General features: G+C 46.2%; 27 protein-coding genes. 25 read left to right on the forward strand and 2 right to left on the reverse strand.

Translation table 11 applies throughout. The features are described from left to right. The first annotated feature begins 7 nt into the window (after nt 1-7). From VC178_RS07780 to VC178_RS07835, 12 genes are read left to right on the forward strand one after another with little or no spacing between them, the layout of a single operon-like run. Nucleotides 8-1,387 (forward strand): FimV/HubP family polar landmark protein, encoded by a 1,380-nt coding sequence (locus VC178_RS07780; protein WP_323482123.1) that lies wholly within the window; start codon nt 8-10, stop codon nt 1,385-1,387. A gap of 9 nt (nt 1,388-1,396) precedes the next feature. Further along, the gene (truA, locus tag VC178_RS07785; RefSeq protein ID WP_323482124.1) at nt 1,397-2,224 is read left to right on the forward strand and encodes a tRNA pseudouridine(38-40) synthase TruA; all 828 of its coding nucleotides are present in this window, start codon (nt 1,397-1,399) and stop codon (nt 2,222-2,224) included. 26 nt (nt 2,225-2,250) lie between these two features. Then, the gene (locus VC178_RS07790) at nt 2,251-2,928 is read left to right on the forward strand and encodes a phosphoribosylanthranilate isomerase (protein WP_323482125.1); all 678 of its coding nucleotides are present in this window, start codon (nt 2,251-2,253) and stop codon (nt 2,926-2,928) included. A 30-nt stretch (nt 2,929-2,958) separates the two neighbouring features. After that, nucleotides 2,959-4,152, forward strand: a complete 1,194-nt coding sequence (trpB, locus tag VC178_RS07795) for a tryptophan synthase subunit beta (protein WP_071465577.1) — start codon at nt 2,959-2,961, stop codon at nt 4,150-4,152. 12 nt (nt 4,153-4,164) lie between these two features. Continuing rightward, nucleotides 4,165-4,968, forward strand: coding sequence for a tryptophan synthase subunit alpha (gene trpA, locus VC178_RS07800; RefSeq protein ID WP_215294805.1), 804 nt, complete (start codon nt 4,165-4,167; stop codon nt 4,966-4,968). Continuing rightward, nucleotides 4,968-5,855 (forward strand): acetyl-CoA carboxylase, carboxyltransferase subunit beta, encoded by an 888-nt coding sequence (gene accD, locus VC178_RS07805; RefSeq protein ID WP_216125853.1) that lies wholly within the window; start codon nt 4,968-4,970, stop codon nt 5,853-5,855. The genes trpA and accD overlap by 1 nt, the downstream gene beginning before the upstream one ends. Before the next feature lie 4 nt (nt 5,856-5,859). Next, complete coding sequence (gene folC, locus VC178_RS07810) at nt 5,860-7,185, forward strand: bifunctional tetrahydrofolate synthase/dihydrofolate synthase (protein ID WP_323482126.1); 1,326 nt, start codon at nt 5,860-5,862, stop codon at nt 7,183-7,185. A gap of 3 nt (nt 7,186-7,188) precedes the next feature. After that, the gene (locus VC178_RS07815; RefSeq protein ID WP_323482127.1) at nt 7,189-8,013 is read left to right on the forward strand and encodes an SPOR domain-containing protein; all 825 of its coding nucleotides are present in this window, start codon (nt 7,189-7,191) and stop codon (nt 8,011-8,013) included. Next, nucleotides 8,013-8,579 carry a CvpA family protein gene (locus tag VC178_RS07820; RefSeq protein ID WP_216176540.1) on the forward strand — a complete coding sequence of 189 codons (567 nt, stop codon included), beginning with the start codon at nt 8,013-8,015 and terminating at the stop codon, nt 8,577-8,579. The genes VC178_RS07815 and VC178_RS07820 overlap by 1 nt, the downstream gene beginning before the upstream one ends. Before the next feature lie 4 nt (nt 8,580-8,583). Beyond that, a complete protein-coding gene (purF, locus tag VC178_RS07825) occupies nt 8,584-10,122 on the forward strand; it encodes an amidophosphoribosyltransferase (RefSeq protein WP_323482128.1) in 1,539 nt (512 codons plus the stop codon). A 59-nt stretch (nt 10,123-10,181) separates the two neighbouring features. Continuing rightward, on the forward strand, nt 10,182-11,390 hold the full coding sequence (locus VC178_RS07830; protein WP_215294795.1) for an O-succinylhomoserine sulfhydrylase: 1,209 nt from the start codon (nt 10,182-10,184) through the stop codon (nt 11,388-11,390). Nucleotides 11,391-11,404: 14 nt separating this feature from the next. Then, nucleotides 11,405-12,028: a class I SAM-dependent methyltransferase gene (locus tag VC178_RS07835; RefSeq protein WP_323482129.1), complete on the forward strand. Its 624-nt coding sequence runs from the start codon at nt 11,405-11,407 to the stop codon at nt 12,026-12,028. A gap of 6 nt (nt 12,029-12,034) precedes the next feature. Here VC178_RS07835 and VC178_RS07840 read toward each other — a convergent pair whose 3' ends face one another. Together VC178_RS07840 and modB are read right to left on the reverse strand one after the other, a co-directional pair. Continuing rightward, the gene (locus tag VC178_RS07840) at nt 12,035-13,141 is read right to left on the reverse strand and encodes an ABC transporter ATP-binding protein (RefSeq protein ID WP_323482130.1); all 1,107 of its coding nucleotides are present in this window, start codon (nt 13,139-13,141) and stop codon (nt 12,035-12,037) included. Beyond that, a complete protein-coding gene (gene modB, locus VC178_RS07845) occupies nt 13,141-13,794 on the reverse strand; it encodes a molybdate ABC transporter permease subunit (RefSeq protein ID WP_216176534.1) in 654 nt (217 codons plus the stop codon). The genes VC178_RS07840 and modB overlap by 1 nt, the downstream gene beginning before the upstream one ends. Nucleotides 13,795-13,901: 107 nt before the next feature. Here modB and VC178_RS07850 point away from each other — a divergent pair, with 107 nt between their 5' ends. From VC178_RS07850 to VC178_RS07910, 13 genes are all read left to right on the forward strand, one after another. Next, on the forward strand, nt 13,902-14,237 hold the full coding sequence (locus VC178_RS07850) for an ArsR/SmtB family transcription factor (RefSeq protein ID WP_215318057.1): 336 nt from the start codon (nt 13,902-13,904) through the stop codon (nt 14,235-14,237). Nucleotides 14,238-14,299: 62 nt separating this feature from the next. Continuing rightward, nucleotides 14,300-15,655, forward strand: coding sequence for a sulfite dehydrogenase (soxC, locus tag VC178_RS07855; RefSeq protein ID WP_416350548.1), 1,356 nt, complete (start codon nt 14,300-14,302; stop codon nt 15,653-15,655). Further along, entirely contained in the window at nt 15,639-16,727 is a 1,089-nt protein-coding gene (locus VC178_RS07860; RefSeq protein WP_323482132.1) for a c-type cytochrome, read from the forward strand. Before soxC ends, VC178_RS07860 begins: the two co-directional genes overlap by 17 nt. A gap of 67 nt (nt 16,728-16,794) precedes the next feature. Next, complete coding sequence (gene soxY / locus VC178_RS07865; RefSeq protein ID WP_215294781.1) at nt 16,795-17,247, forward strand: thiosulfate oxidation carrier protein SoxY; 453 nt, start codon at nt 16,795-16,797, stop codon at nt 17,245-17,247. A 68-nt stretch (nt 17,248-17,315) separates the two neighbouring features. After that, a complete protein-coding gene (gene soxZ / locus VC178_RS07870; protein ID WP_087909856.1) occupies nt 17,316-17,624 on the forward strand; it encodes a thiosulfate oxidation carrier complex protein SoxZ in 309 nt (102 codons plus the stop codon). A 44-nt stretch (nt 17,625-17,668) separates the two neighbouring features. Then, the gene (soxA, locus tag VC178_RS07875; protein WP_215294779.1) at nt 17,669-18,481 is read left to right on the forward strand and encodes a sulfur oxidation c-type cytochrome SoxA; all 813 of its coding nucleotides are present in this window, start codon (nt 17,669-17,671) and stop codon (nt 18,479-18,481) included. Between the two features lie 19 nt (nt 18,482-18,500). Next, nucleotides 18,501-19,139 (forward strand): sulfur oxidation c-type cytochrome SoxX, encoded by a 639-nt coding sequence (gene soxX, locus VC178_RS07880; RefSeq protein ID WP_416350545.1) that lies wholly within the window; start codon nt 18,501-18,503, stop codon nt 19,137-19,139. Nucleotides 19,140-19,195: 56 nt separating this feature from the next. Next, the gene (gene soxB / locus VC178_RS07885; protein WP_323482134.1) at nt 19,196-20,926 is read left to right on the forward strand and encodes a thiosulfohydrolase SoxB; all 1,731 of its coding nucleotides are present in this window, start codon (nt 19,196-19,198) and stop codon (nt 20,924-20,926) included. 23 nt (nt 20,927-20,949) lie between these two features. Then, entirely contained in the window at nt 20,950-21,387 is a 438-nt protein-coding gene (locus VC178_RS07890; protein WP_323482135.1) for a DsrE family protein, read from the forward strand. A 41-nt stretch (nt 21,388-21,428) separates the two neighbouring features. Beyond that, on the forward strand, nt 21,429-22,349 hold the full coding sequence (locus tag VC178_RS07895; RefSeq protein ID WP_323482136.1) for an MBL fold metallo-hydrolase: 921 nt from the start codon (nt 21,429-21,431) through the stop codon (nt 22,347-22,349). A 58-nt stretch (nt 22,350-22,407) separates the two neighbouring features. Further along, nucleotides 22,408-22,725 (forward strand): hypothetical protein, encoded by a 318-nt coding sequence (locus tag VC178_RS07900; RefSeq protein WP_323482137.1) that lies wholly within the window; start codon nt 22,408-22,410, stop codon nt 22,723-22,725. 17 nt (nt 22,726-22,742) lie between these two features. Beyond that, on the forward strand, nt 22,743-23,864 hold the full coding sequence (locus tag VC178_RS07905) for a YeeE/YedE family protein (RefSeq protein ID WP_323482138.1): 1,122 nt from the start codon (nt 22,743-22,745) through the stop codon (nt 23,862-23,864). Between the two features lie 18 nt (nt 23,865-23,882). Continuing rightward, complete coding sequence (locus tag VC178_RS07910) at nt 23,883-24,320, forward strand: YeeE/YedE family protein (protein ID WP_216176518.1); 438 nt, start codon at nt 23,883-23,885, stop codon at nt 24,318-24,320.

Raw genomic sequence — 24,320 nt, forward strand, 5'->3', positions numbered from 1 at the left:
TACATAGATGCTAGGTCTTGGCCAATCGAGATTGCTCAAAGTAATTTGCTTTGCTTTGCTCAGTTGGTCCTGTGCGGCCAGCGCGATTCATTTGGGCGTTCCTAAATTACAGTCAGTACCTGGTGAGCCCTTGCGCGTTGAAATTCCCATTAGAAGTGGAGTGGACGAAAAGGATGCATTGCCATCCCTTACTGTTGAACTTCCAGGTAAGACGGCCTTCGAAAAACTGGGGATCTCGCAAAAAATTCTGGATTTGAATCCGCAAGTAATGATTTATCGAAATCGTCAAGAGCAGTTGATGGTTTTAGTAGAAACCGTAAATCCTGTACCAATCACTGATGATCCATTCCTAGATGTCTTAGTGAAGATGAATTGGTCAAGTGGAAGTCTCACTAAAACATATACCTTCCTCTTGGGTGATACGCAGAAGGTGACTGTAAAACCCGGTCAAAGTCTTTCTGAAATTGCCACCATCATGGCGCCACGCCTAGAGGGCGCTAGCTTAGATCAGACCATGCTGGCTTTATATAAAGCAAATCCTGATGCGTTTGCCAGCGGTAGTGTGAATAGATTAATTTCTGGAGCCGAGCTTAATAAACCAAGTCAAGCACTCTTGCGCTCCATTAGTCCTGTTGAGGCCAATCAGTTCGTGGCTGATGCTAATGAGCAGTGGCGCTCTGAGAAGGGTGGTAAAGGCGATAAAGGTGTAGATGGTTCTAGTAAGGGTGGAAAAAATAAAGCTGCTGAGAATGCTGCAAAAGATCGCTTGAAAATTGGCTCCAGTGCAGAAGGCAGTGCTGAGGAGCGTCGTTACACAGAAGACTTAGTCGCTCAAGAAAAAGAACTAGAGCAAGCTAAAGCACGTGTTGCAGAACTGCAAAAGAATATTGCTGACTTACAGCGCCTCTTGGAAAAATCCAAAGGAAAAAAAACAGCTGAAAATAATTATGGCTTGGGTGGTTTTGGACCAGCCGCTTTGGCGATTGGCTTAATTGCATTCACGGGACTTTTACTTTGGGTTTTGGCGCGTAACGCCCGTAGCTCAGAATCGGCTTCATTTGAGGAGAAAGATCTAGACCCCCAGAAGCCTACCCCTGCACCCCATTTTGAAATGCCTGAGCGTGCCAAGACATTATTTTCAGGAATCGATCTTGATCTTTCTAAGCCACCGAAAGAGTCGCCTCCCGAAGTTGCGCCAGACAATAATCCTTTGGCGGATACCTTGCGTGTCAAACTGAATCTGGCTCGCGCTTACATCACGATTGAAGATTTCTCGGCAGCGAAGAAGTCTTTAGAGGACATTATTCGTTCTAGCAGCTCGGTAGATCCAGCCATTACGATTGAAGCGCAAGGCTTATTGTCAGAGCTTTCACATCGTCAGACTTAGGTGTGAGCGATGCGTATAGCGCTCGGTCTCCAATATGATGGTAGTCCTTATGCTGGATGGCAAGTTCAGCACAATCAAAATACCGTACAAGCAGAACTAGAAAAAGCAATTACGGCTTTTATTGGTGAAGAGGCCAAAGGCTTTCCGGTACAAACCATTACTGCCGGTAGAACAGATGCTGGAGTTCATGCTCTCGGACAGGTAGTTCATTTTGATACTCAGGTTGAGCGTGAAGATTTTTCTTGGGTGAGAGGGGTGAATTCTTTTTTGCCCGGATCCATTGTGGTGAACTGGGCTAAGGTCGTCCCTGAAGAATTTAGTGCCCGCTTCTCTGCATTTGAGCGAACCTATATTTATGCATTGCATGCAGGCCCTTGCCGTTCACCCATGATCGATGCGCGCGCAGGTTATGTGATGTTGCCACCGAATCAATGGTTCGATCTAGATGCCATGAAAGAAGCAGCCCAATGTCTCATTGGTGAACATGACTTCACATCATTTAGATCTTCCGAGTGTCAAAGCAAGACCCCAGTCAAAAGGATGTATGCGATTGACATCATTTCTGCAGAACCTTGGTTGTATTTTGTGATTCGTGGGAATGCCTTCTTGCATCACATGGTACGCAATCTGGTCGGTAGTTTTTTGCAAATAGGGCGGGGTAAGCAAAAGCCAGAATGGATGACGCAATTGTTGGCCGCAAAAGACCGCCATCTTGCTGCACCTACCTTTATGCCGGATGGCCTGTATTTAAGCAAAATTGCTTATCCACCGGAATTTGAGATTCCTGCCCCTTGGCTAAAAAACTCTTGGTTGCCAGATCGGGTCACCGGGAAATAGGCTCCTGAAAGCCTTATCATTGATCTATGGGCTTATTGACATACTCGCCTGGGCGAACCCAGGTCAAAATCTGTGGTTTAAAGACCTCAGCGGATATTGATGCCGCCGTTTCGGCTGGAGTCGATGCCGTTGGATTTGTCTTTTACCCTCCCAGTGTCCGAGCCGTAAGCCCCAATATTGCCGCCCAACTGATTTCTAGGCTCCCAGCGGGGGTAGATGCGGTTGGATTGGTAGTCAATGCTTCAGATGAGGAGTTTGCCGCTATCCGCGCTGCGGCTGCAATCACTTTATGGCAGTTTCATGGGGATGAGACCCCGCAAAGATGCGTGCAGTTGGCACAAGGCCAGCCTTGGATAAAGGCGGCGCGTATAGGAGCCCAGTTCGCTTTTGATGATTTTTCCCTACAATATAGGGATGCAAACGCTTTTCTGCTGGATGCTCTCGTTGAGGGTTATGGTGGCGGAGGCGTTCCTTTTGATTGGCAAGGAATTCCACAAATATGGGTAAGCGAAAACGCGCCTCGGGTCGTTTTGAGTGGTGGATTGAACACGCACAACGTGGGCGAGGCAATTGCACGCCTGCATCCTTGCGCAGTTGACGTCTCTAGTGGCGTAGAAAGCAGCAGGGGTGTCAAAGATCCTGCGCTCATGGCTGAGTTTGTAAAAGCAGTGCGCGCAGCAGATGCGAAAGCATCATCCCAATAATTTGCTGTAGATAAATCAAAAGAGGTAGCTATGTACGACAAGCCAGATGCACGAGGACACTTCGGTCCTTACGGCGGTGTGTTTGTTTCTGAGACATTGATGTATGCATTAGATGAGCTCAAAGAAGCCTATGCAAAATATCAACATGATCCTGAGTTCATTGAAGAGTTCCACTACGAACTGAAACACTTTGTCGGTAGGCCTTCACCGGTCTATCATGCGAAGCGTTGGAGCGAAATGCTCGGCGGCGCACAGATCTATCTCAAGCGTGAAGACTTAAACCACACTGGTGCCCATAAGATTAATAATGTCATTGGTCAAGCGATGCTCGCCAAGCGCATGGGTAAGCCACGCATCATCGCCGAGACAGGAGCAGGGCAACACGGTGTTGCTACTGCCACGATTTGCGCGCGCTTTGGTCTGGACTGTACTGTGTATCAAGGTTCTGTAGACGTAGCGCGTCAAGCACAAAACGTATTTCGGATGAAGTTACTAGGTGCCAAGGTAGTTCCTGTTGAGTCTGGAACCAAAACCTTAAAAGATGCACTGAATGAAGCGATGCGCGATTGGGTGACCAATGTAGATAACACTTTTTACATCATCGGTACCGTTGCAGGTCCGCATCCTTATCCGATGATGGTGCGTGATTTCCAAAGCGTGATTGGTGAAGAGTGCAAAGTACAAATGCCAGAGATGACTGGTCGTCAACCAGACTTTGTATTAGCTTGCGTTGGCGGCGGCTCAAATGCTATGGGTATTTTCTATCCCTATATTGATTTTCCAGAAGTGAAATTGGTTGGTGTAGAGGCTGCAGGCCATGGTCTGGGTAGTGGTTTACATTCAGCAGCACTGTGTGTTGGTAAGCCAGGTGTATTGCACGGTAATCGCACTTACTTGCTTCAGGATGAGAATGGTCAGATCTCGGAAACGCATTCTGTTTCTGCTGGCATGGACTATCCAGGTGTTGGTCCTGAGCATGCTTGGTTGAAAGATTCTGGTCGTGCTGACTATGTGGCTATTACGGATGAAGAAGCACTCAAGGCATTCCATGACTGTTGCCAAATTGAGGGCATCATTCCTGCGCTAGAGTCTTCCCATGCGATTGCTTATGCCTGCAAGCTTGCTAAGACTTTGCCAAAAGATAAAACCATCTTGGTCAATCTCTCAGGCCGTGGCGACAAGGACATGCACACCGTTGCACAAGCAACAGGATCAGAAGGTTAATTAAAAAATAGCATGTCAAAAATTACTGCACTCTTTAAAGAGTTAAAAGCAACGGGTAAAAAAGGCTTGATTCCGTTTATTACGGCTGGTGATCCCGATCCTGGAATGACGGTTGAACTCATGCACGCATTAGTGCGCGGTGGCTCCAGCGTCATTGAATTGGGTGTGCCATTCTCTGATCCAATGGCTGATGGCCCTGTCATTCAAAGATCATCTGAGCGTGCATTAACGCATGGCGTCACTTTGCATTCTTGTTTAGAGATGGTCAAAGAGTTCCGTAAAAAAGATGCGACTACTCCAGTGGTACTCATGGGCTATGCCAATCCTGTTGAGCAAATGGGTACAGAACGTTTTGCAACCGAAGCTAAAGCAGCGGGTGTGGATGGTGTCTTGGTGGTGGATTACCCGCCAGAAGAGTGCGTTGACTTTGCAGCACGTATGCGCGTTGCGGGAATCGATCCCATTTTCCTATTGGCACCAACTTCATCACACGAACGTATTAAAGATGCTGCCAAGATCGCCTCTGGATACATTTACTATGTATCTATGCGCGGAGTAACTGGGGCCTCACATCTGAATACCCAAGATGTCGCTAGCATCATTCCTAAAATCCGCGAAGAGACTGATATTCCCATTGCGGTGGGCTTTGGAATTAGCGATGCTGCGAGCGCTAAGGCAGTATCTGCTAGCGCTGATGCGGTGGTCATTGGTAGTCGGATTATTCGTCTTTTGGAGGATGCGCCCCCAGGGCAGGCGGTACAATCACTGGAAACCTTCATTCGTGAGATTCGAGACGCATTGGATAGTCAAAACTAATGAGCTGGATAGATAAATTACTCCCTCCCCAAATTCAACATACTGATCCTGCGAATCGCAAATCAGTACCAGAGGGATTGTGGGTAAAGTGCCCTAGTTGCGAAACGGTTCTCTACAGCACGGATATCGAAGCCAATCTTTCAGTCTGTCCAAAATGTAGTCATCACATGCGCATCGGCGCACGTCAGCGTCTGGAGAATTTACTCGATCCAAAAGGTCGTTACGAAATCGGTGCTGATATCTATCCAACTGATCCCCTGAAATTTAAAGATTCTAAAAAGTATCCAGATCGGATTAAAGAAGCAAATGACGCTTCTGGCGAAACGGAAGCTCTGATTGTGATGGGTGGAAAAATTGAAGCCATTCCAGTAGTCGCAGCTTGTTTTGAGTTCCAATACATGGGTGGCTCTATGGGCTCCGTGGTAGGTGAGCGTTTTGCACGCGGTGTGCAAGAAGCCATCAATAAAAAATGTGCCTTCATTTGCGTAACCGCTACTGGCGGCGCTCGTATGCAAGAGAGCTTGCTGTCCTTGTTTCAGATGGCGAAGACTAATTCGATGTTGACCTTGTTGTCTAAAAAAGGTTTGCCTTATATCAGCGTATTGACCGACCCAACCATGGGTGGCATCTCTGCTAGTTTTGCTTTTATGGGTGATGTGGTGATGGCGGAGCCAAAAGCCTTGATTGGTTTTGCTGGCCCGCGCGTGATTGAGCAAACCGTTCGGGAAAAATTGCCAGAAGGTTTCCAGCGCTCTGAGTTCTTAATGCAAAAAGGGGGCATCGACATGATTGTGGATCGCCGTCAAATGCGTGGTGAGATTGCGCGACTCTTAGCACTCTTGCAGAAACTTCCTGAGCCTGCGATCGCGGGTAGCGCAGCTGTCTAAGCGCTTGAGCACAGCACACCAAGCCCCAATTCTTTTTACCAGCCTCGAGGCTTGGCTGAGTCACCTCGAAACCGCTCATCCCCTTGGTATCGATATGGGCCTTGAGCGTATTAATCGCGTTAAGGCTGCACTAGACCTTCACTTTGATTGTCCAGTCATTACTGTCGCCGGTACGAACGGCAAAGGTTCTACCTGTGCCTATCTAGAAAGTATCCTGCTGGCTTCTGGCTATCGAGTGGGTTGTCACACTTCACCCCATTTACTCAGTTTTAATGAGCGGGCTCGCCTTAACGGCGAAGAAGTGAAAGATGCTCTTTTGTTAGAACACTTTGTAACAGTCGAACAAGCCCGCGTAAGTTTGGTCGATGCACCAACGCTGACCTATTTTGAGTTCACCACTCTGGCGATCATGCATTTGTTTGCTGAAGCAAATTTAGATGCCGTGGTACTTGAGGTGGGTATGGGCGGTCGTTTAGATGCCGTCAATATTGTGGATGCAGATTGCGCCATCGTGACAAGTATTGATATTGATCATGCGGATTTTTTGGGTGATACGCGTGAGGCAATTGCTTTGGAAAAAGCCGGGATCTTTCGACCTGGCCACATTGCTGTCTGCGGTGACCCCGTGCCGCCACAATCTTTAATTGACTATGCAGAAAAGTTGGGTTGTGATCTTTGGTTGCAGGGTCGGGACTATAACTTTCAGGGTGATAAACAGCAATGGGGTTGGGCTGGCCGGAATAAACGCTTTAGTGGGCTTGGTTACCCAGCACTGCGCGGTGCTAATCAGATTTTGAATGCTTCTGCTGTGATTGCTGCCTTAATGGCTTTGCATCAACGATTGCCAGTCAGTGCGCAGGATATTCGCAATGGTTTTGCCATGGTCGAGTTACCAGGTCGTTTTCAGGTTCTACCAGGTCAACCGACGGTGGTCTTGGATGTTGCTCATAACCCCCATGCTGCCGCCACTCTAGCTCAGGGTTTAGACAAAATGGGCTATCACCCCTATACCTATGCCATTTTTGGCGCTATGGCTGATAAAGATATCGAAGGCGTGATAAAGCCGTTGCTGGACATCGTGGATTTCTGGTTTTGTACGGATTTGCCAACCCCTCGGGCAGCGTTGGCAAAAACCTTAGCTCAGCAACTTGAGGCTCTGGGAGTAAAGCCAAAAAATGGGGCTGATGGCGGTATCGAAATCTTCGAAAATCCAGCTTCAGCGTATCAAAAAGCGCTATCTCAGGCTGGTGAGGGTGATAGAATTGTGACCTTCGGATCCTTCTATACTGTTGCAGGCGTAATGGCTTATCGAAACAACCAGGCGCATTGATCCATGATTCGTTTACCGAGCTTTTTTAAGCGAAAAACTCAGGCTGATGACCTTGAATTGGGTTCAGCAAGGCGTCGTTCTGCTCAACGGACCGCTCCCCGTAGTTTCCAACGAGCCCTTGAAGCTGAAGAGCTTGCCCTCACAGAAGATCCAGAACAACAAAGAGCACGCCATCGATTGATTGGCGCGGCAGTATTGGTTTTGATTGCCGTTGTTGGTTTACCTCGCATTCTCGATAGTCGGCCAAAGTCTGCGCCTAACGATATTGCAGTCAATATCGTCACAAGTTTGCCAATCCCTGGTATTGAAGTAAAACCGGAAGCCAGAACTGATGAAAGAGTAAAAGTAGAAACCCCAGTGGAGTTTGCTAAAGAATCCACAGCTGCTCCAGAAGTTAAGTCTGAAGCAAGGACAGAACCTAAGTCAGAACCTAAGTCAGAAACAAAGCCTGCTCCTAGCAAGGCTGCTGGTCTTGGATTGGCAACAGGAGAAGAGGTGGTTTCTGCTTCTAATGCTAAAGCAAAGACGGATGATGCGACCAAAGACAGTGTCAGTAATGCTAACAGTGCAAATACTGCAAGTGGCTCTGGTAAGTTCATCATTCAGCTTGGCGCATTTGCATCTGAAGATCGTACTAAAGGCTGGGTTGCTAAACTGAAAGATCAAAAGATTCCAAACTACGTGTTTAATAAAACAGGTAGTGATGGGACTAAGCTCTATGTTTTGCGAGCCGGTCCATTCGCAGATAAAGATTCTGCAGAAGCAGCAGAAAAGAAAACCAAGGCAATGGGTCTTTCACCAAGACTTGTTGAGACTGGTAAGCAGTAATGGAATACTTATCCACCTTAAAGCTAACATCGGTGGATTATTTCACCCTAGTGGTACTTTTGGTGTCTGCCCTAGTGGGTATCTCACGCGGATTATTTAAAGAAGTTCTGGCGCTTGCTTCTTGGTTCGTCGCTGCTTGGGTGGCTTATCACTACAGTAACTATCTTTCTACCGAATGGCTTTCAACCTTTCATCTAGACGAATTGCTCAGCCTTGGTTTGAGTTGGTTCATTCTGTTTGTATTGACTTTGATTATCTGTGGATTGTTCGGTGGCTTAGTGCAAAAGATTATTTTGTCAGCAGGCTTAAGTTTGACGGACCGTTTTTTAGGCTTGGCGTTTGGTTTATTACGCGGTGGCTTGATTGTGGTGGTACTTGCCACCTTGGCAGCCTTGACTCCTATTCCACAGAGTGTGGCATGGAAAAACGCACTTACCAGGCCGACCGTTGATATGGCTACTGGATTAATTAAAGGTTGGTTACCAGCCGATTGGGCAAAGCAATTGAGTAATACAATGCCTAAAATCACCCCAACCATTACTCCTACATTAACAATAGGAAATTAGAGATATGTGCGGCGTCGTCGGAACTGTTTCCCACTCCCCAGTCAACCAACTTCTCTATGATGCTTTGTTGCTCTTGCAGCATCGCGGACAAGATGCTGCCGGCATTGCGACAATGAACGGTAATTCGTTCACGATGCATAAAGCCAATGGCTTAGTGCGAGACGTGTTTAGAACTCGCAATATGCGCAGCTTAGTGGGTAATGCTGGTATTGGCCAAGTACGTTATCCTACCGCTGGTTCAGCAAGTAGCGAAGAAGAAGCGCAACCGTTTTATGTCAGTGCCCCTTACGGCATTATTTTGGCTCACAACGGCAACCTCACCAATGCTCCAAGCTTACGTGTAGAGATGGCTTATCGAGATCGTCGCCACATTAACACCAGCTCAGATACTGAAGTATTGCTAAACGTCTTAGCAGATGAACTCCAAAAAGAAACAAATAGTGCTGCCTTGGATGAGGGCGCGATGTTTAATGCTGTCACCGGCGTAACAAGTCGCGTTAAGGGTTCATACGCCGTAGTCTCTTTGATTGCTGGCTATGGCTTGCTGGCATTCCGCGATCCATTTGGTATTCGTCCTCTTTGTATTGGGCGGATTGATACACCGCAAGGCCCAGAATGGATGGTAGCCTCTGAATCCGTTGCACTGGAAGGTCTCGGATTTACCTTTGTGCGGGATGTTAATCCTGGTGAAGCCATCTATATTGATTTAGACGGCAACTTCTATGCGCGTCAATGCGTACCGAATGCTGTTCTGACGCCTTGTATTTTTGAATACGTCTACATGGCTCGTCCAGACTCCACCATCGATGGAGTCACGGTCTATAACGTGCGTATGCGCATGGGTGATTACTTGGCGGAGAAGATTCGCAAAGAGACTAATGTCGATGAAATTGATGTAGTTATGCCGATTCCGGATTCTAGTCGTCCTGCAGCAATGCAAGTGGCCAAGAAATTAGGCGTTGATTATCGCGAAGGCTTCTTTAAGAACCGTTATATCGGTCGTACCTTTATCATGCCGGGACAGGCTGTGCGTAAAAAGTCTGTTCGTCAGAAACTCAATGCCATGCGGATTGAGTTTAAAGATAAGACTGTCTTGATCGTGGATGATTCTATTGTCCGTGGCACTACCTCATTTGAGATTGTGCAAATGGCACGCGAGTCTGGCGCTAAGAAAGTGATCTTTGCCTCTGCTGCACCTCCAGTGCGCTTCCCGAACGTCTACGGTATTGATATGCCAACGCGTAGCGAGTTAGTTGCCTATGGTCGCACTGATGAAGAAATTAACAAGATGATTGGCGCCGACCAACTCATCTATCAAAGCGTTGAAGATATGAAACAGGCGGTAAGGGATATCAATCCCAATCTCGATAATTTCGAAGCCTCTTGTTTTGATGGGCATTACATTACTGGCGACATTAATGAATCGTATTTGGATGCCTTGGAAGCGCAGCGTAATTCTTCTGCTGCACAGGCAGACCGTCAGCGTGATTCAAGCGACTTTGCTCGCTCCCAGCTCCACCTACATTTGGCTACCGAAGACTAAAAAGCGACAAGAATTGCCTCACTCGAGGCAATTCTGCAATTCGGTGTCAAAATAGCAGTATGAAGAGCAAACCTACCCGCAAAAAACCTGATTTTTCTAAGCTAGCGCTCGAGACCTTAGCGGTCCGCGCTGGTACTCGTCGCACAGCTGAATATCAAGAGCATTCAGAGGCCATGTTTCTGACTTCCAGTTTCTGTTTTGATAGTGCTGAGTTAGCGGCTGATGGCTTTGCCCATGCGGACCAAGGTTTTATCTATTCACGCTTTACCAATCCAACTGTCAGTATGTTCCAAGATCGCTTGGCCGCTTTAGAAGGTGGTGAAGCTTGCATTGCAACTGCTTCTGGTATGTCTGCCATTTTGACGATGGCGATGGCGCATTTGCAAGCGGGCGATCATGTAGTTTGCTCACGTTCTGTCTTTGGTGCAACGATTCAGTTGTTCACTAACATCCTCAGTCGCTTTGGAATTACCACTACATATGTTGATTTGGCAGATACCAAGTCATGGCAAGCTGCTGTCCAGCCAAACACCAAACTGTTTTATCTTGAGACCCCATCAAATCCTTTGACTGAGATTGCCGATATCAAAGCGATTTCTAAGATTGCCAAGAAAGCAAAAGCCTTATTTGCGGTAGATAACTGTTTTTGCACACCAGCTCTCCAAAAGCCATTGGCTTTAGGTGCTGATGTCGTGATTCATTCAGCAACCAAGTATTTAGATGGTCAGGGTAGAGTGGTTGGCGGTGCGATTGTGGGCAGCAAAGATTTTGTTATGGGTAAGGTATTCCCATACGTTCGAACCGCAGGACCAACACTGTCTGCTTTTAATGCTTGGGTGTTTCTCAAAGGTCTGGAGACACTTGAGCTTCGTATGAAGCAGCAGAGCGAGAATGCCCTTGCATTAGCGCAATGGCTCGAGAAACAGCCTGGTGTGGAGCGCGTCTACCATCCAGGCCTTAAATCACATCCGCAACATGCTTTGGCAATGCGCCAACAAAAAACGGGTGGGGCTATTCTCTCCTTTGTTCTCAAGGGCGGAAAAAAAGCGGCTTTCAACCTAATCAATCAAACCAAGCTTTGCTCTATTACGGCTAACTTGGGCGATACCCGTACCACGATTACTCATCCAGCGACGACAACACATTGCCGTGTAACGCCAGAGGCTCGCAAAGTTGCAGGAATTACAGATGGCTTAGTGCGTATTGCAGTAGGCCTTGAGAATATCAACGATCTTAAAAGCGATCTTGTTGGCGGCTTGAAGAAGTAAGGTATTCGATTCTCATGAGCTTTGCTGATGCAACCCAGTTCTGGAATGAGCGCTTTGATAAAGAAGAGTTCATCTTTGGAAAAGAGCCGAATGAGTACCTTGTTGAAAAGGCAAATCAGTATCTCAAGACTGGTGACAAGGTGCTTTGTATTGCTGATGGCGAGGGTCGCAATGGTGTCTGGCTGGCAAAGCAAGGTATGCAGGTGGTTGGCTTTGATGCATCGGATATTGCGCTAGCTAAAGCAAAACAGTTTGCTAAAGATAATCAGGTAGAAGTTGAATATGTATTCTCCGATACTGATAGCTTTATATGGCATGCTAATACTTATGATGCTGTCATCGGAATCTTTATTCAGTTTGCTGATCCGGCAATGCGTAAGCGGATCTTTCAAAAGACTTACGAGACTCTGAAGCCAGGTAGCCTCTTTATTCTGCAGGGTTACACACCTAAGCAGTTGGAATATAAAACGGGTGGCCCATCATTGATAGAACATCTCTATACAGAAGAGCTGATTCGCGATTTAGCTCAAGACTTTAATATCCTGGAGCTTCATTCTTACGAAAAAGCATTATCAGAAGGTCCAAGACATACAGGTATGTCTGCCATACTCGGTTTGGTGGCTCAGAAGCCCATTTAGTAATGACTAATTACTGAAGCGCCTTGGGTCGTTGATTGGGCGCAGTGGCATGATGTGAATCTTGCCCCCATCAATTTCAATATAAGACTTATTGCCAGCCTCCAAAGATAAGCGTTTTACCTCAGCAGCAGATGCTTCCCAAGTAATGACATGATTGCCTGCGAGTGTGCGTAGTTGAATGACGGCAATCTGACCTAATGAACTGATGTGCTCCACTTTGGCTTCAATTGCTGTTTTACTGGGTGTTGCATCAAGGCTGATGCCATCTGCAGGGATGACCCAAGCAACGGGAGTGTGCGGGGGGATCTTGCCCTTATCAACCACATTAAATATCTGATTACATCCACTCCAAGTCAGTTTGCCTTCAGTAAATACGCCTTCAAACTTATTATTGATGCCTACTAGCTCTGCAACGCGAGAATTTCTAGGTCTCTCAAAAAGAACCTGAGGTCGAGCAGTCTGCAGTCCAACACCTTGGTCGATGACAGTAATACGATCTGCTAATAAATCGGCTTCGCGAAGATCATGAGTCACCAACAGAATCGGAATATTTAAATCTTTACGCAGTTCAGCTAAGGTTTTATAGAGACCTTGGCGTGTTGGCGCATCTACCGCAGAAAAAGGTTCATCTAATAATAAGATCTTGGGTGATCTTGCCAAGGCTCTTGCTAATGCCACCCGTTGTTGCTGACCGCCAGAGAGTTGATTGGGCATGCGAATGGCTAAATCACCAATACCCATGCGGTTCAGCCATCGTTGTGCTTGTACTTTACGCTCCGTAAGATCAGCCACCGAGTTATATAGTGGTATGCAGACATTCTCGAGCGCAGATAAATGTGGAAAGAGGGCGTACTGCTGGAATAAGAATCCGCAAGAGCGTTGGGCAGGGCTGAGTGAGGTAGTAATGCCCTTCACTTCATTGGCTTCAAACCAGATTTCGCCGCCACATTCGATTTTTCCCGTTTCAGCATTATTAAGGCCAGCAATAGTTCTTAAGGCGGTTGTCTTGCCGCTACCTGATGGTCCGACCAAGGCATGGAGTTCTCCGGGGACGCATTCGAGACTGAGTTGCAAAGGGTTAGGCGTGGTCTGAGAGAGCTTAATTTTGAACATCAGCTTCTCCACTCTTTAGTGCGCGAGGGGTGACGACCAAACACGCCATATGAAATGGCAATGGCAATTAGCGAAGTGGCTAGCAAGATGAATGAGAGTGCGCCAGCGCCAACGGTATCAAAACTTTGGACTTTGTCGTAAATGGCAATCGAAACAGTTTTAGTTTCTCCTGGAATGGCGCCACCGACCATCAGGATGACACCGAATTCACCAAGGGTATGGGCAAAAGTCAGCACGGCTGCACTGGTAATGCCGCGCCAAGCTAAAGGTAATTCAATGAGGCGAAAGATTTGCCACTGAGAGAGACCGCTCACTTGAGCTGCTTCCCGAATTTCTGGATTAATTGCCTCAAACGCGCGCTGGATTGGTTGAATGGCAAAAGGCAAGTTAACAATCAGTGAGGCAATCAAAATTCCAGTGAATGAAAACACCAGAGGAATACCCAAGATACTTTTGCCACTCAGGCCAACTAGAAGATAGTAGCCTAAAACAGTTGGTGGCAGAACCAGAGGAAGAGCTAGAGCGGCCTCAATCCATGACCTAGCCTTACCCATACTTTGCAGATGATGTGCTACCCAAACTCCAAAAGGAAGAATGAGGACCAAAGTCCAAATAGCTAGCTTTAATGAGAGGATGAGTGCTTCCATGTCCATCGCTGGATTGTATCGTCAGACGCTCTTAGGGTATCTCACTATATAAATAGGGTGGATATAAGCGTTAAATATGCTTTTATACGCATATATTCATATTAATAGACCGCATGAAAGCCAGAGCTCAAAAAGCGACAAAGAACCTAACTCCAAAGCAAATGGAGGCGGTATTTTTAAAGGTAGCCGCTTATTTCAACGTGCTATCAGAGCCTTCTCGCCTGCGGATCATGTATGCAGTTTGTAGCGGGGAAAAATCGGTCTCTGAAGTGATCGAATTGTGCGGTTCAAGTCAGGCCAATGTTTCAAGACATCTTTTGGCATTACACAAAGCAGGCATTTTGCTCCGGCGTAAAGAAGGCGTAACCGTCTATTACTCAATAGCAGATAACGCAACCGTAGATATGTGCCAATCAGTGTGTGCCAAGATTGCTGAAGGTATTCATTAATGACAGAAAAAGATGCTATATCAAACAAGCAAATTGAACTGCGTCCTGAAGATATCTCTGCAGTGGAGAAGTCTGCCCATCGAGCTCGTTTAGTCAAAGCGCCAGAACACTTTGTCTCTCAGGACTTAATTGCTGATATCAATGCCAATGGTATTGATGAAACCCGTCGTGGCTTTTTACGCAAAGGCTTTCTATCGGCTGTCGGTGGGGCAGCAGCAGGCTTGACCGCACCAATGGCTTTTGCAGTCGGCGAAGGTGATCCTGCCATTTTGGAAAAGCAAGAGTGGCAAACCACCTTGGGAAAAAATGTCGCCACCATGCCTTACGGTGTGCCTTCAATCTATGAAGCTAATTTAATACGACGTGAGTCACCTGGTTTGACGCGAGTAGCAGCTTCCTCAGTAGCATTTACTCCGCTGCAAGGTTTGTTTGGAACCATTACTCCCAATGGTTTGCACTTTGAGCGCCATCACCAGGGTTGGTACAACCTGAATCCAGAAACCCATCGCTTGATGGTGAATGGCATGGTCAAAAATGCGCGCGTGTTCACCATGAATGATTTAATGAGACTGCCATCAGTCTCCCGTACCCACTTTATTGAGTGCGGCGCTAATACCGGCCTAGAGTGGGGCAACGTCGCTGTGCCAACAGTGCAGTACACCCATGGCATGCTTTCTTGTTGCGAATTTACGGGTGTGCCACTCAAGGTATTGCTGGAGGAATGTGGGGCAGATCTGAAAAAAGGAAAGTTCCTGCTTGCTGAGGGAGGTGACGGATCTGGCATGACTCGCACGATTAATCTAGAGAGCTGTTTGGAAGATACGATCGTAGCCTGGAGCATGAATGGCGAAATGTTGCGCCCAGAAAATGGCTTCCCATTGCGTCTAGTAGTTCCGGGTGTGCAGGGTGTTAGCTGGGTGAAGTGGTTACGCCGTTTAGAAGTAGGGGACATGCCTTGGAATACCAAAGATGAAGCGGTTCACTATATTGAATTGATGCCAAATGGTATGCATCGCCAATATGCCTCAATTCAGGAATGCAAGTCTGTGATTACCACGCCATCTGGCGGTCAGCAGTTACTCGACAAAGGTTTTTACAACGTCAGCGGTATGGCTTGGTCAGGACGAGGAAAAATTAAACGCGTTGATGTGTCATTTGATGGTGGCAATAACTGGCGTACTGCACGCCTAGAAACACCAGTCCTCACAAAATCCATTACCCGCTTCAATATCGACTGGGTTTGGGATGGATCGCCCGCAATCTTGCAATCTAGAGCGGTGGATGATACTGGCTATATTCAGCCTTCGATAAAAGTACTGCGTGATTTACGTGGTAATCGCTCGATTTATCACAACAATGCAATTCAGTCCTGGAAATTAGACTCCAATGGCGAGGTGAGCAATGTCCAAGTTGGATAAATTATTTGCTCGTCTAGCGCTATTAGCCCTTGCGGTATTTTCTTCCCAGCTTGCCTATGCGCAAAGTTCACAAGGCGCTACTCAGTATTTAGGCATCGGCCGTAATGCCACACCGGCAGAAGTGATTGCATGGGATATTGATGTTCGTCCTGACTTTAAGGGTTTGCCGAAGGGATCTGGCTCTGTAGAACAAGGGCAGGCAATTTGGGAATCTAAATGTGCTAGCTGTCATGGCGTCTTCGGGGAATCTAATGAGATCTTCACCCCAATCGCTGGCGGAACGACAGTAGATGACATCAAAACTGGCAAAGTTGCGTCCTTAGCAGATCGTAAGCAACCACAGCGTACTACCTTGATGAAAGTTCCCACCGTTTCTACTTTATGGGATTACATCTATCGCGCCATGCCTTGGAATGCACCCAGATCTTTAACGCCGGATGAAACCTATGCACTTGTTGCATTTATTTTGAGCTTGGGTGAAATTGTTCCGGATGATTTTGTCCTGAGTAATGCCAATATCGCTGAAGTACAGAAAAAGATGCCGAACCGAAATGGCATGACTCGAAATCATGGCTTTTGGAGCGTCAATGGTAAGCCAGATGTGAATGGTTCTTCATGTATGAGCAATTGCATCAAGTTTGTGCAAATCGGGTCTACGCTCCCTGACTTTGCCAGAAATGCCCATGGCAACATTGCAGAGCAAAATCGCCTCTATGGTCCATACCGAGGTGCAGACACAACCAAGCCGCCAATGGACAAGTTACCCGGTTCTGCGGGTGAGGGCTTGGCCCATGCCGCTGATACCCATGCTGCATCTACAAAAGGGCCAGCAGCATTATTTAAGAATGAAAACTGCTTTGCTTGCCATGCGTCAAATGCGAAGTTAGTAGGCCCATCGATTGCCGATATTGCAGCAAAATATAAAGACCAGAACGGGGCTCAGGAGAAGCTAATGGCTAAAGTCAAAAATGGCGGTTCAGGCGTGTGGGGAGCAATTCCGATGCCGCCACAGCCACAGTTATCCAATGAAGATAGGGCAATACTTGTGCGCTGGGTACTTACGGGACAATAGTTTTGCAGAGGGTTTTTTGAAATACCGCTATATTTGATACTAAGAGTAGATTATTTAAGGAGTTTTTATGAATCAGCAGCGACGCAGTTTATTGAAATATTCAGCCGTTTTTGGCTTGATGGCTTCTGCGGGTCTTATCAGCGTAGCCCAAGCGCAAGAGTGGAATAAAGCCGCTTTTGAAGGCAAGAGCTTAGATGATGTATTCAAAATCTTAGGCGCAGGTAGCCCAGATAAATCTGCTGCCGTCACTTTGAATGCTCCTGATATTGCAGAAAATGGCGCAGTAGTTCCCGTTGGCATTACAACTACTCTCAAGGCAGAGCAAATGGCTATCTTGGTTGAAAAAAACCCAAGCTCCTTGGCTGCGCAATTCTTCATTCCTGCTGGTACTGAGCCGTTTGTAACTACTCGTATCAAAATGGGTCAAACCTCCAATGTCTATGCTTTGGTAAAAGCGGATGGCAAGTGGAGCATGGCCGTTAAGGAAGTAAAAGTCACATTAGGTGGTTGCGGCGGTTAATTGCCGCGCTTAATTACTCTAAACCCCAATCAATACTATTAACGAATCACTAGATACAAGAGGAAAACATGGCTGATCCAATGCGCGTTAGAGCTGCTGAGAACGGTGGAATTGTGGATGTAAAAATTTTGATGAAGCACGATATGGAATCTGGCCAGCGTAAAGATGCTGCCGGTAAAACGATTCCTGCATGGTTCATTAGCACAATCAATGTCAAAGCAAATGGTAAAGATGTATTGAATGGTCAATTTGGTCCAGCAGTTTCTAAGGATCCATTTTTGAACTTCAAATACAAAGGTGCCAAAGGCGACAAGATTGTAGTGAGTTGGGTTGATAGCAAAGGTGACAAGCGCACCGATGAAGCAACTGCTTCTTAATGCCAAACATCTTTGCCACCTTTATAGTTTTGAAAGGGTAATAAATGCAGCGTAAATTCACCTTAGGCTTAGCCTCAGGAGTATTGGCAACAATCTTGTCAATTTCATCTTCGTCGTATGCGCAAAATGCAACAGATGATATTGCAAAGTATCGCGAGATGATTGCAGATGGAAATCCTTCCGAGCTGTATGAAGCTGCGGGTGAAGAGTTATGGAAAAAACCAGCCGGTCCTAAAAACGCCACACTTGAGAAGTGTGATTTAGGTCTAGGGCCTGGAGTTGTGAAAGGTGCAGCAGCACAACTGCCACGCTACTTCAAAGATACTAATAAAGTTCAAGATCTTGAGTCACGCTTGATGACGTGTATGCAAAAGCTACAGGGTCGTGACCTGCAAGAAATAGTTGATGCCCCCTTTCAAAAGGGACCTAAGAAGGATATGGAGGCGATTGTGGCTTACGTAGTCACTTTATCTAAGGGTGACAAGATTAAAGTGAGCACGAATCATCCTAAAGAAAAAGAAATGTATGAGCTTGGTAAGCGTGCATTCTATTTCCAGGGTGGTCCCATGGATTTTTCCTGCGCGTCTTGTCACGGTGAGGATGGTAAGCGGATTCGCTTGCAAGACCTACCCAACATCACTACACAAAAGGGTGCTGCTTTGGGTTGGGGCTATTGGCCAGCATATCGCGTCTCAAGCGGACAGTTTTGGACCATGCAACAGCGTTTGAACGATTGCTATCGTCAGCAGCGTTTCCCATTCCCGATTTATGGCTCTGATTTGACTGTAGCTTTGTCGATGTATATGGCAAAGAATGCCAATGGTGGAACAGTTGAAACTCCTGGTTTGAAGCGTTAATGGATAAGAGACAGAGAATATGAATATGAAGAACATCAAATCCCTCTTAGCTATTACTACTTTTGCAGTAGCAGCATTCAGCATGCAAGACTTTGCAATCGCTCAGCAAGCGAATGATCCTAAATTCAATAAGATGATGAAGGATGGCTTTAGAGCAGATGGTATCGCTGGCTTGGATCGCATTGATCAAGATGCAACCCAAAAGTTCTGTTCTGATCCTGTTTTCTCGACCAGCAAGCAAGGCGAAAAAATGCGCGAGAAGATTCAGAGGATGAACATGGATTCAATCAAGCAGCCTTCTGACGGTAAATATATTGGCGATTGGAAGAAGGGTGAAGCGATTGCCCAGAGTGGTCGTGGCGCAACTTGGACAGATAAAGCAGATACCCCAGTCGGTGGTGGTTGCTACAACTGTCACCAGATCGACAAGAAAGAGATTTCTTATGGAACGATTGGACCCACTCTCTGGAACTACGGCAAGCTCCGTGGCTACTCACCTGAAGTGGTGACCTATACCTGGAATCGCATCAATAACTCTAAGGCCTATAACGCATGCAGCAATATGCCGCGTTTCGCCCACTTCAAGCTTTTAAATGAGCAGCAAATTCAGGATGTGATGGCTTTACTGCTGGATCCTGCCTCTCCAGTCAATCAGTAAGTCAATAGAAAAAATAAAGAACAGGCCGACAGGCCTGTTTTTGCAAGGGGAACTTTATGTCTTTAAGTCGTCGCGATTTTTTGCAAGCTTTGGCGATTGCATCTGCTGGCGGGATGAGTTTGCAGTCCAATTTTGTGAATGCACAAACCGCTGCCCAAAAATTTTACGATCTACCTAAATTTGGTAATGTCCATTTTCTGCATTTCACAGATTGCCATGCGCAGTTGTTGCCAATCTATTTCCGTGAACCCAATGTGAATCTTGGTATTGGCACTCAAGAAGGCAAGACTCCACATTTAGTTGGTGAATACTTCTTAAAAGCGAATGGTATTGCCCCAGGTACTCGTGATGCTTATGCGTTCACCTATTTAGATTATGTGGCTGCTGCGCAAAACTACGGCAAGATGGGTGGCTTTGCTCATATGGCTAGCTTGATTAAACAAATGAAAGCCACTCGCCCAGGAGCGCTACTGCTCGATGGTGGGGATACTTGGCAAGGCTCTGGTACTGCACTCTGGACGAATGGTCAGGATATGGTGGATGCTGCCCTTGCCTTGGGTGTTGATGTGATGACGCCGCATTGGGAGATGACCTTAGGTGAGAAGCGCGTGATGGAAATTGTCAATGGTGACTTCAAAGGTAAGGTTTCTTTCATTGCACAAAACATCAAGACAGCGGACTTTGGCGACATAGTATTTAATCCCTATGTCATGAAAGTACAGAATGGAATACAAGTTGCCATCATTGGCCAAGCGTTCCCATATACACCAATTGCAAACCCTCGCTACTTCACTCCTGATTGGACCTTTGGTATTCAAGAAGAGAATATGCAAAAGACGATTGATGAAGTGAGATCAAAAGGCGCCAAGGTTGTGGTTCTTCTATCCCATAATGGTATGGATGTGGACCTGAAGATGGCATCCCGAGTGCGGGGCTTGGATGCCATTTTAGGTGGCCATACCCATGATGGCGTTCCTATTCCAGTCAAGGTGAAGAATGCTGGCGGCATCACTCTAGTGACTAACGCTGGCTCAAATAGCAAATTCTTGGGTGTCTTAGATTTTGATGTGAAGGGTGGCAAGCCAGTTGATTTCCGTTACAAGTTGCTTCCCATCTTCTCCAATATGATTCCTGTTGATCCAGCCATGAATAAGTTAATTGCTAAGGTGAGAGCTCCATACGAAGCGAAGTTAGGTGAAAAGTTAGCTACCACAGAAGGTCTTTTATATCGTCGCGGTAATTTCAACGGTAGCTTTGACCAGCTGATTTTGGATGGCCTCATGGCGCAGAAGAATGCAGAGATTGCTTTCTCACCAGGCTTCCGTTGGGGTACCAGTCTGTTGCCAGGCCAGCCGATCACCCGCGAGAACTTGCTTGATCAAACAGCCATTACTTATCCATACACTACTGTCACTAATATGACTGGTGAGACTATAAAAACCATTCTCGAAGATGTTGCGGATAATTTATTTAATCCTGACCCGTATTACCAGCAAGGTGGCGATATGGTGCGGGTTGGCGGCATGCAATACACGATTGATCCTGCTCAAAGTGCAGGTAAGCGTATTACCGATATGCGACTTCATGGCAAACCCATCGAAGCCAATAAGACATATAAAGTTGCTGGTTGGGCACCGGTGAGCGAAGAAGCAAAAAATACTGGTGGCGAACCAATTTGGGATGTCATGGAACGTCATTTACGTGACGTGAAAGTTGTCAAAGCAGTGAAGCTCAATGAACCTGTCATTAAGGGTGTTTCGAATAACCCCGGTATGGCATCGATCTAAATTTAATCTTGAAAGCTTTTGCAATGAAAAAAATTCTTACCCTGATTTTTGCATCATTGATCTCTATTGGCTTTACATCAATGGCCCAAGCCCAATCAACCGGCTCAACTAAAGTGGTGTATCACATTGATGATGCTGAAGCTCAAGGTTTAAAAGGCTTGCGCAATATTCGCAATCATTTAGATGTATCGCCACAGACAAGCATTGTTGTGGTGACGCATGCCAATGGCGTTGATTTGTTAATGGAAGGAGCTAAAGACAAAAAGAGTAGTACAGACTATGCACCACTAGTCGGAGCATTGAAGTCTCGAGGCGTCAAATTTGAAGTTTGTGAAATTACCCTGAAAAATCGTAACCTAAAGAAAGATCAATTTACTTTGGATGCTGATTTCACACCATCCGGTGTCGTGCGGGTTGCAGATCTTCAATATAAAGATGGCTTTGCCTACATCAAGCCTTAAGCCGCCGCATGAAGTGTCTTAAAAGATTTCTAAGGATCCTTTTGGGATCCTTTGTCTTTTGTGGCCTAGCCTTTGGGCAGGGAAGGCCTGCCGATACAGTTCAGTTAAAACCCATTCAGGTGGCTCCCCATACTTATTTTGTGCAGGGTTTTGCGGAAATGGGTAGTAGTGCCAATCAGAACTTTATTTCTAATGCGGGCTTTGTGGTTACGCCAGGTGGTGTAGTAGTGATGGATGCATTGGGCTCGCCGATCTTGGCGCAAAAGCTCATTGCTGAGATTAAGAAAGTGACCAAGCAAAAAGTGGTGGCAGTGATTGTGAGTCACTACCATGCCGACCATATTTATGGCTTGCAAGAATTTAAAAAGATTGGCGCCAAGATCTATGCCCAAGGTGAGGGCAGAAACTATCTCTCTTCTGAGACAGCGAAGCAACGTTTGATTGCCTCCAGGATTGACTTTGCACCTTGGGTGAATACAAATACTCAGTTGATATCGGCAGATGTTTGGATTGATAAACAATCTAAATTGAACATTGGTGGGGTGGAATTTTTGATTAGTCGAGTCGGTCCTGCGCATGCCCCAGAGGATTTGATGGTGTATGTTCCCTCAGAAAAAGCCCTCTTTGCTGGCGATCTCGTCTTTCGGGGCCGTATTCCATTTGTGGGCAATGCTGATAGCAAAGGTTGGTTAATTGCCTTAGATGAGATTGCTAAACTCAATCCCAATGTTGTGATTCCAGGCCATGGCGGCTTTTCAGTTAAGCCCAAGGAAGACATTGCTTTTACAAAAAACTATTTGAAGTATCTGCGGGACTCAATGGCTAAGGCCGCTATCAATATGGATCCTTTTGAGGAGGCGTATCAACAGACTGATTGGTCAGAATATGAAGGAATGCCCTTATATAGAGCTGCCAACCGCATGAATGCCTATAACGTTTATCTGTCGATCCAGGCGGAGTAGGGCAATTTTGGCTATTGGGCCTTAAAATAGAGGATTAATTCTAAATCCTTGATTTGTAATGAAATTGATTTTTATCCAAACCCTCTCAGTAGTAGCTCTGAGTGTACTAGTGAGTGCACCAGTATTTGCTGCACCCGATTTGGCAAACGGTAAAACTATTGATCAGCAAAAATGCTATGCCTGTCATGCCAAGAAATCCGGTTTTAGTAATGGCGACATGATTTATACGCGCAGCGATGGCAAGGTGAAGTCGATGGCCAATTTGAAGAAGATGGTGGGCCTTTGTAATACCGAGCTTCGCCTAGATCTTTTTCCTGAAGATGAGGCTGATGTTGTTGCCTATCTCAATCAACAGTTTTATAAATTCAAACCTTAACTTTTTATATAGTCGCTATGGATGTTGTCGATATCAATTCATTAAGCAAGTCAGTCCTTTGGGCGACTTTTGCTATTACTTTTTTGCTTGGTGCAGTGATGCAAAAGACTGGCTTTTGCAGCATGGGTGCAGTATCTGATGTATTCATCATGTCTAGCTGGGAGCGCTTAAGGCAGTGGTTTTTAGCCATTGGTGTAGCTATGATTGGTTTTGCCTTAATGTCTTATCTGGGTCTAGTTGATCCTCTGAAGAGTTTTTATACCGGCAATAAGTTTTTATGGCTCTCTACGATAGTAGGCAGTATTTTGTTTGGCTTTGGGATGGTCTTAGCGTCTGGTTGCGGTAGTAAGACTCTAGTGCGGATTGGTGGCGGTAATTTGAAGTCTGTAGTCGTCTTTATGGTCTTAGGTTTAACTGCCTATATGACGATGCGTGGCTTTTTGGGTGTCATTCGGATCAATACTTTGGATACCATCTTCATTGCATTTAATACTCCACAAGATTTGCCGAGTCTTCTGAGCGCTCCATTCGGAATGGCACGCTCACATCTTCATCTGGCTTTGGGTTTCATGATCGGCTTTGCATTCATTGCTTATGCGCTTGCTAGCAAAGCATTTTGGACTGCTAATAATCTATTCGCTGGCGTAGCGGTAGGTCTTGCTATCTGTGCAGTCTGGTGGATATCTGGCAATCTAGGATATGTTGCTGAGGATCCCAATACGCTTGAGGAAGTGTTCTTAGTCACCAACTCTGGTCGCATGGAGAGCTTATCTTTTGTAGCGCCATACGCATATTCTCTAGACTGGCTCATGATGTATAGCGATACCTCTAAAGTATTGACGGTTGGCATTGTTGCAGTGGTGGGGATGATCTTGGGCTCAGCATTTATCTCATTAGCCACAAAATCTTTTCGCTTTGAATCCTTTCGGGATGCCGAAGATACTGGCAATCATTTAGTTGGTGCTGCATTGATGGGGTTTGGTGGTGTTACTGCCTTAGGCTGCACTGTAGGTCAGGGTTTAAGTGGCATCTCTACCCTTGCAGTCGGCTCTCTGTTAGCTTTACCAGGTTTTATCTTTGGAGCCTACTTAGCACTCTGCTATCTCAAAATGCGCCATGCTCCTAACCCTTGCGCTTAATCAGACTAGACAAAATACATGCAAATTGATTGGCTCTCATTCACACCCATTCCTTCTTTGTTAGGGGGAATAATTCTGGGTGTTGCAGCAGCCCTTTATGTATTGTTTCATGGTCGAATTTTAGGTATCAGCGGAATTATTTCTGGTCTCTTGCGCCCCAAGTCAGGCGATCGCGCATGGCGCATGGCTTTGATTTTAGGATTACTCACTGCTCCATTATTGGCAGCATTATTTTTTGAAATACGTCCCATTGTTGAGGTAGAGGCTGATTGGCTTGCGGTAGTTATTGCCGGTCTTTTGGTGGGCTTTGGCACTCAATATGGCTCTGGTTGCACCAGTGGCCATGGTATTTGTGGACTCTCGCGTTTATCACCTCGTTCTTTAGTGGCTACGGTCTCGTTTATGACTGCTGGCTTTTTGATTGTTTTTGTTCTGCGTCATGTGATCGGAGGCTGA

The sequence above is a fragment of the Polynucleobacter sp. AP-Sanab-80-C2 genome, assembly GCF_035012965.1.
Taxonomy (GTDB): domain Bacteria; phylum Pseudomonadota; class Gammaproteobacteria; order Burkholderiales; family Burkholderiaceae; genus Polynucleobacter.

Bases quoted from the DNA above. Each gene is read 5' to 3' on its own strand.
- VC178_RS07780 (WP_323482123.1), top strand. From the start codon at position 8: ATGCTAGGTCTTGGCCAATCGAGATTGCTCAAAGTAATTTGCTTTGCT.
- truA (WP_323482124.1), top strand. From the start codon at position 1,397: ATGCGTATAGCGCTCGGTCTCCAATATGATGGTAGTCCTTATGCTGGA.
- VC178_RS07840 (WP_323482130.1), bottom strand. From the start codon at position 13,141: ATGTTCAAAATTAAGCTCTCTCAGACCACGCCTAACCCTTTGCAACTC.
- VC178_RS07850 (WP_215318057.1), top strand. From the start codon at position 13,902: ATGAAAGCCAGAGCTCAAAAAGCGACAAAGAACCTAACTCCAAAGCAA.
- modB (WP_216176534.1), bottom strand. From the start codon at position 13,794: ATGGACATGGAAGCACTCATCCTCTCATTAAAGCTAGCTATTTGGACT.
- VC178_RS07790 (WP_323482125.1), top strand. From the start codon at position 2,251: ATGGGCTTATTGACATACTCGCCTGGGCGAACCCAGGTCAAAATCTGT.
- soxY (WP_215294781.1), top strand. From the start codon at position 16,795: ATGAATCAGCAGCGACGCAGTTTATTGAAATATTCAGCCGTTTTTGGC.
- VC178_RS07820 (WP_216176540.1), top strand. From the start codon at position 8,013: ATGGAATACTTATCCACCTTAAAGCTAACATCGGTGGATTATTTCACC.
- purF (WP_323482128.1), top strand. From the start codon at position 8,584: ATGTGCGGCGTCGTCGGAACTGTTTCCCACTCCCCAGTCAACCAACTT.
- VC178_RS07860 (WP_323482132.1), top strand. From the start codon at position 15,639: ATGTCCAAGTTGGATAAATTATTTGCTCGTCTAGCGCTATTAGCCCTT.
- VC178_RS07815 (WP_323482127.1), top strand. From the start codon at position 7,189: ATGATTCGTTTACCGAGCTTTTTTAAGCGAAAAACTCAGGCTGATGAC.
- VC178_RS07910 (WP_216176518.1), top strand. From the start codon at position 23,883: ATGCAAATTGATTGGCTCTCATTCACACCCATTCCTTCTTTGTTAGGG.
- VC178_RS07835 (WP_323482129.1), top strand. From the start codon at position 11,405: ATGAGCTTTGCTGATGCAACCCAGTTCTGGAATGAGCGCTTTGATAAA.
- soxZ (WP_087909856.1), top strand. From the start codon at position 17,316: ATGGCTGATCCAATGCGCGTTAGAGCTGCTGAGAACGGTGGAATTGTG.
- VC178_RS07905 (WP_323482138.1), top strand. From the start codon at position 22,743: ATGGATGTTGTCGATATCAATTCATTAAGCAAGTCAGTCCTTTGGGCG.
- VC178_RS07900 (WP_323482137.1), top strand. From the start codon at position 22,408: ATGAAATTGATTTTTATCCAAACCCTCTCAGTAGTAGCTCTGAGTGTA.
- trpB (WP_071465577.1), top strand. From the start codon at position 2,959: ATGTACGACAAGCCAGATGCACGAGGACACTTCGGTCCTTACGGCGGT.
- soxX (WP_416350545.1), top strand. From the start codon at position 18,501: ATGAATATGAAGAACATCAAATCCCTCTTAGCTATTACTACTTTTGCA.
- soxA (WP_215294779.1), top strand. From the start codon at position 17,669: ATGCAGCGTAAATTCACCTTAGGCTTAGCCTCAGGAGTATTGGCAACA.
- accD (WP_216125853.1), top strand. From the start codon at position 4,968: ATGAGCTGGATAGATAAATTACTCCCTCCCCAAATTCAACATACTGAT.
- trpA (WP_215294805.1), top strand. From the start codon at position 4,165: ATGTCAAAAATTACTGCACTCTTTAAAGAGTTAAAAGCAACGGGTAAA.
- VC178_RS07890 (WP_323482135.1), top strand. From the start codon at position 20,950: ATGAAAAAAATTCTTACCCTGATTTTTGCATCATTGATCTCTATTGGC.
- VC178_RS07830 (WP_215294795.1), top strand. From the start codon at position 10,182: ATGAAGAGCAAACCTACCCGCAAAAAACCTGATTTTTCTAAGCTAGCG.
- soxB (WP_323482134.1), top strand. From the start codon at position 19,196: ATGTCTTTAAGTCGTCGCGATTTTTTGCAAGCTTTGGCGATTGCATCT.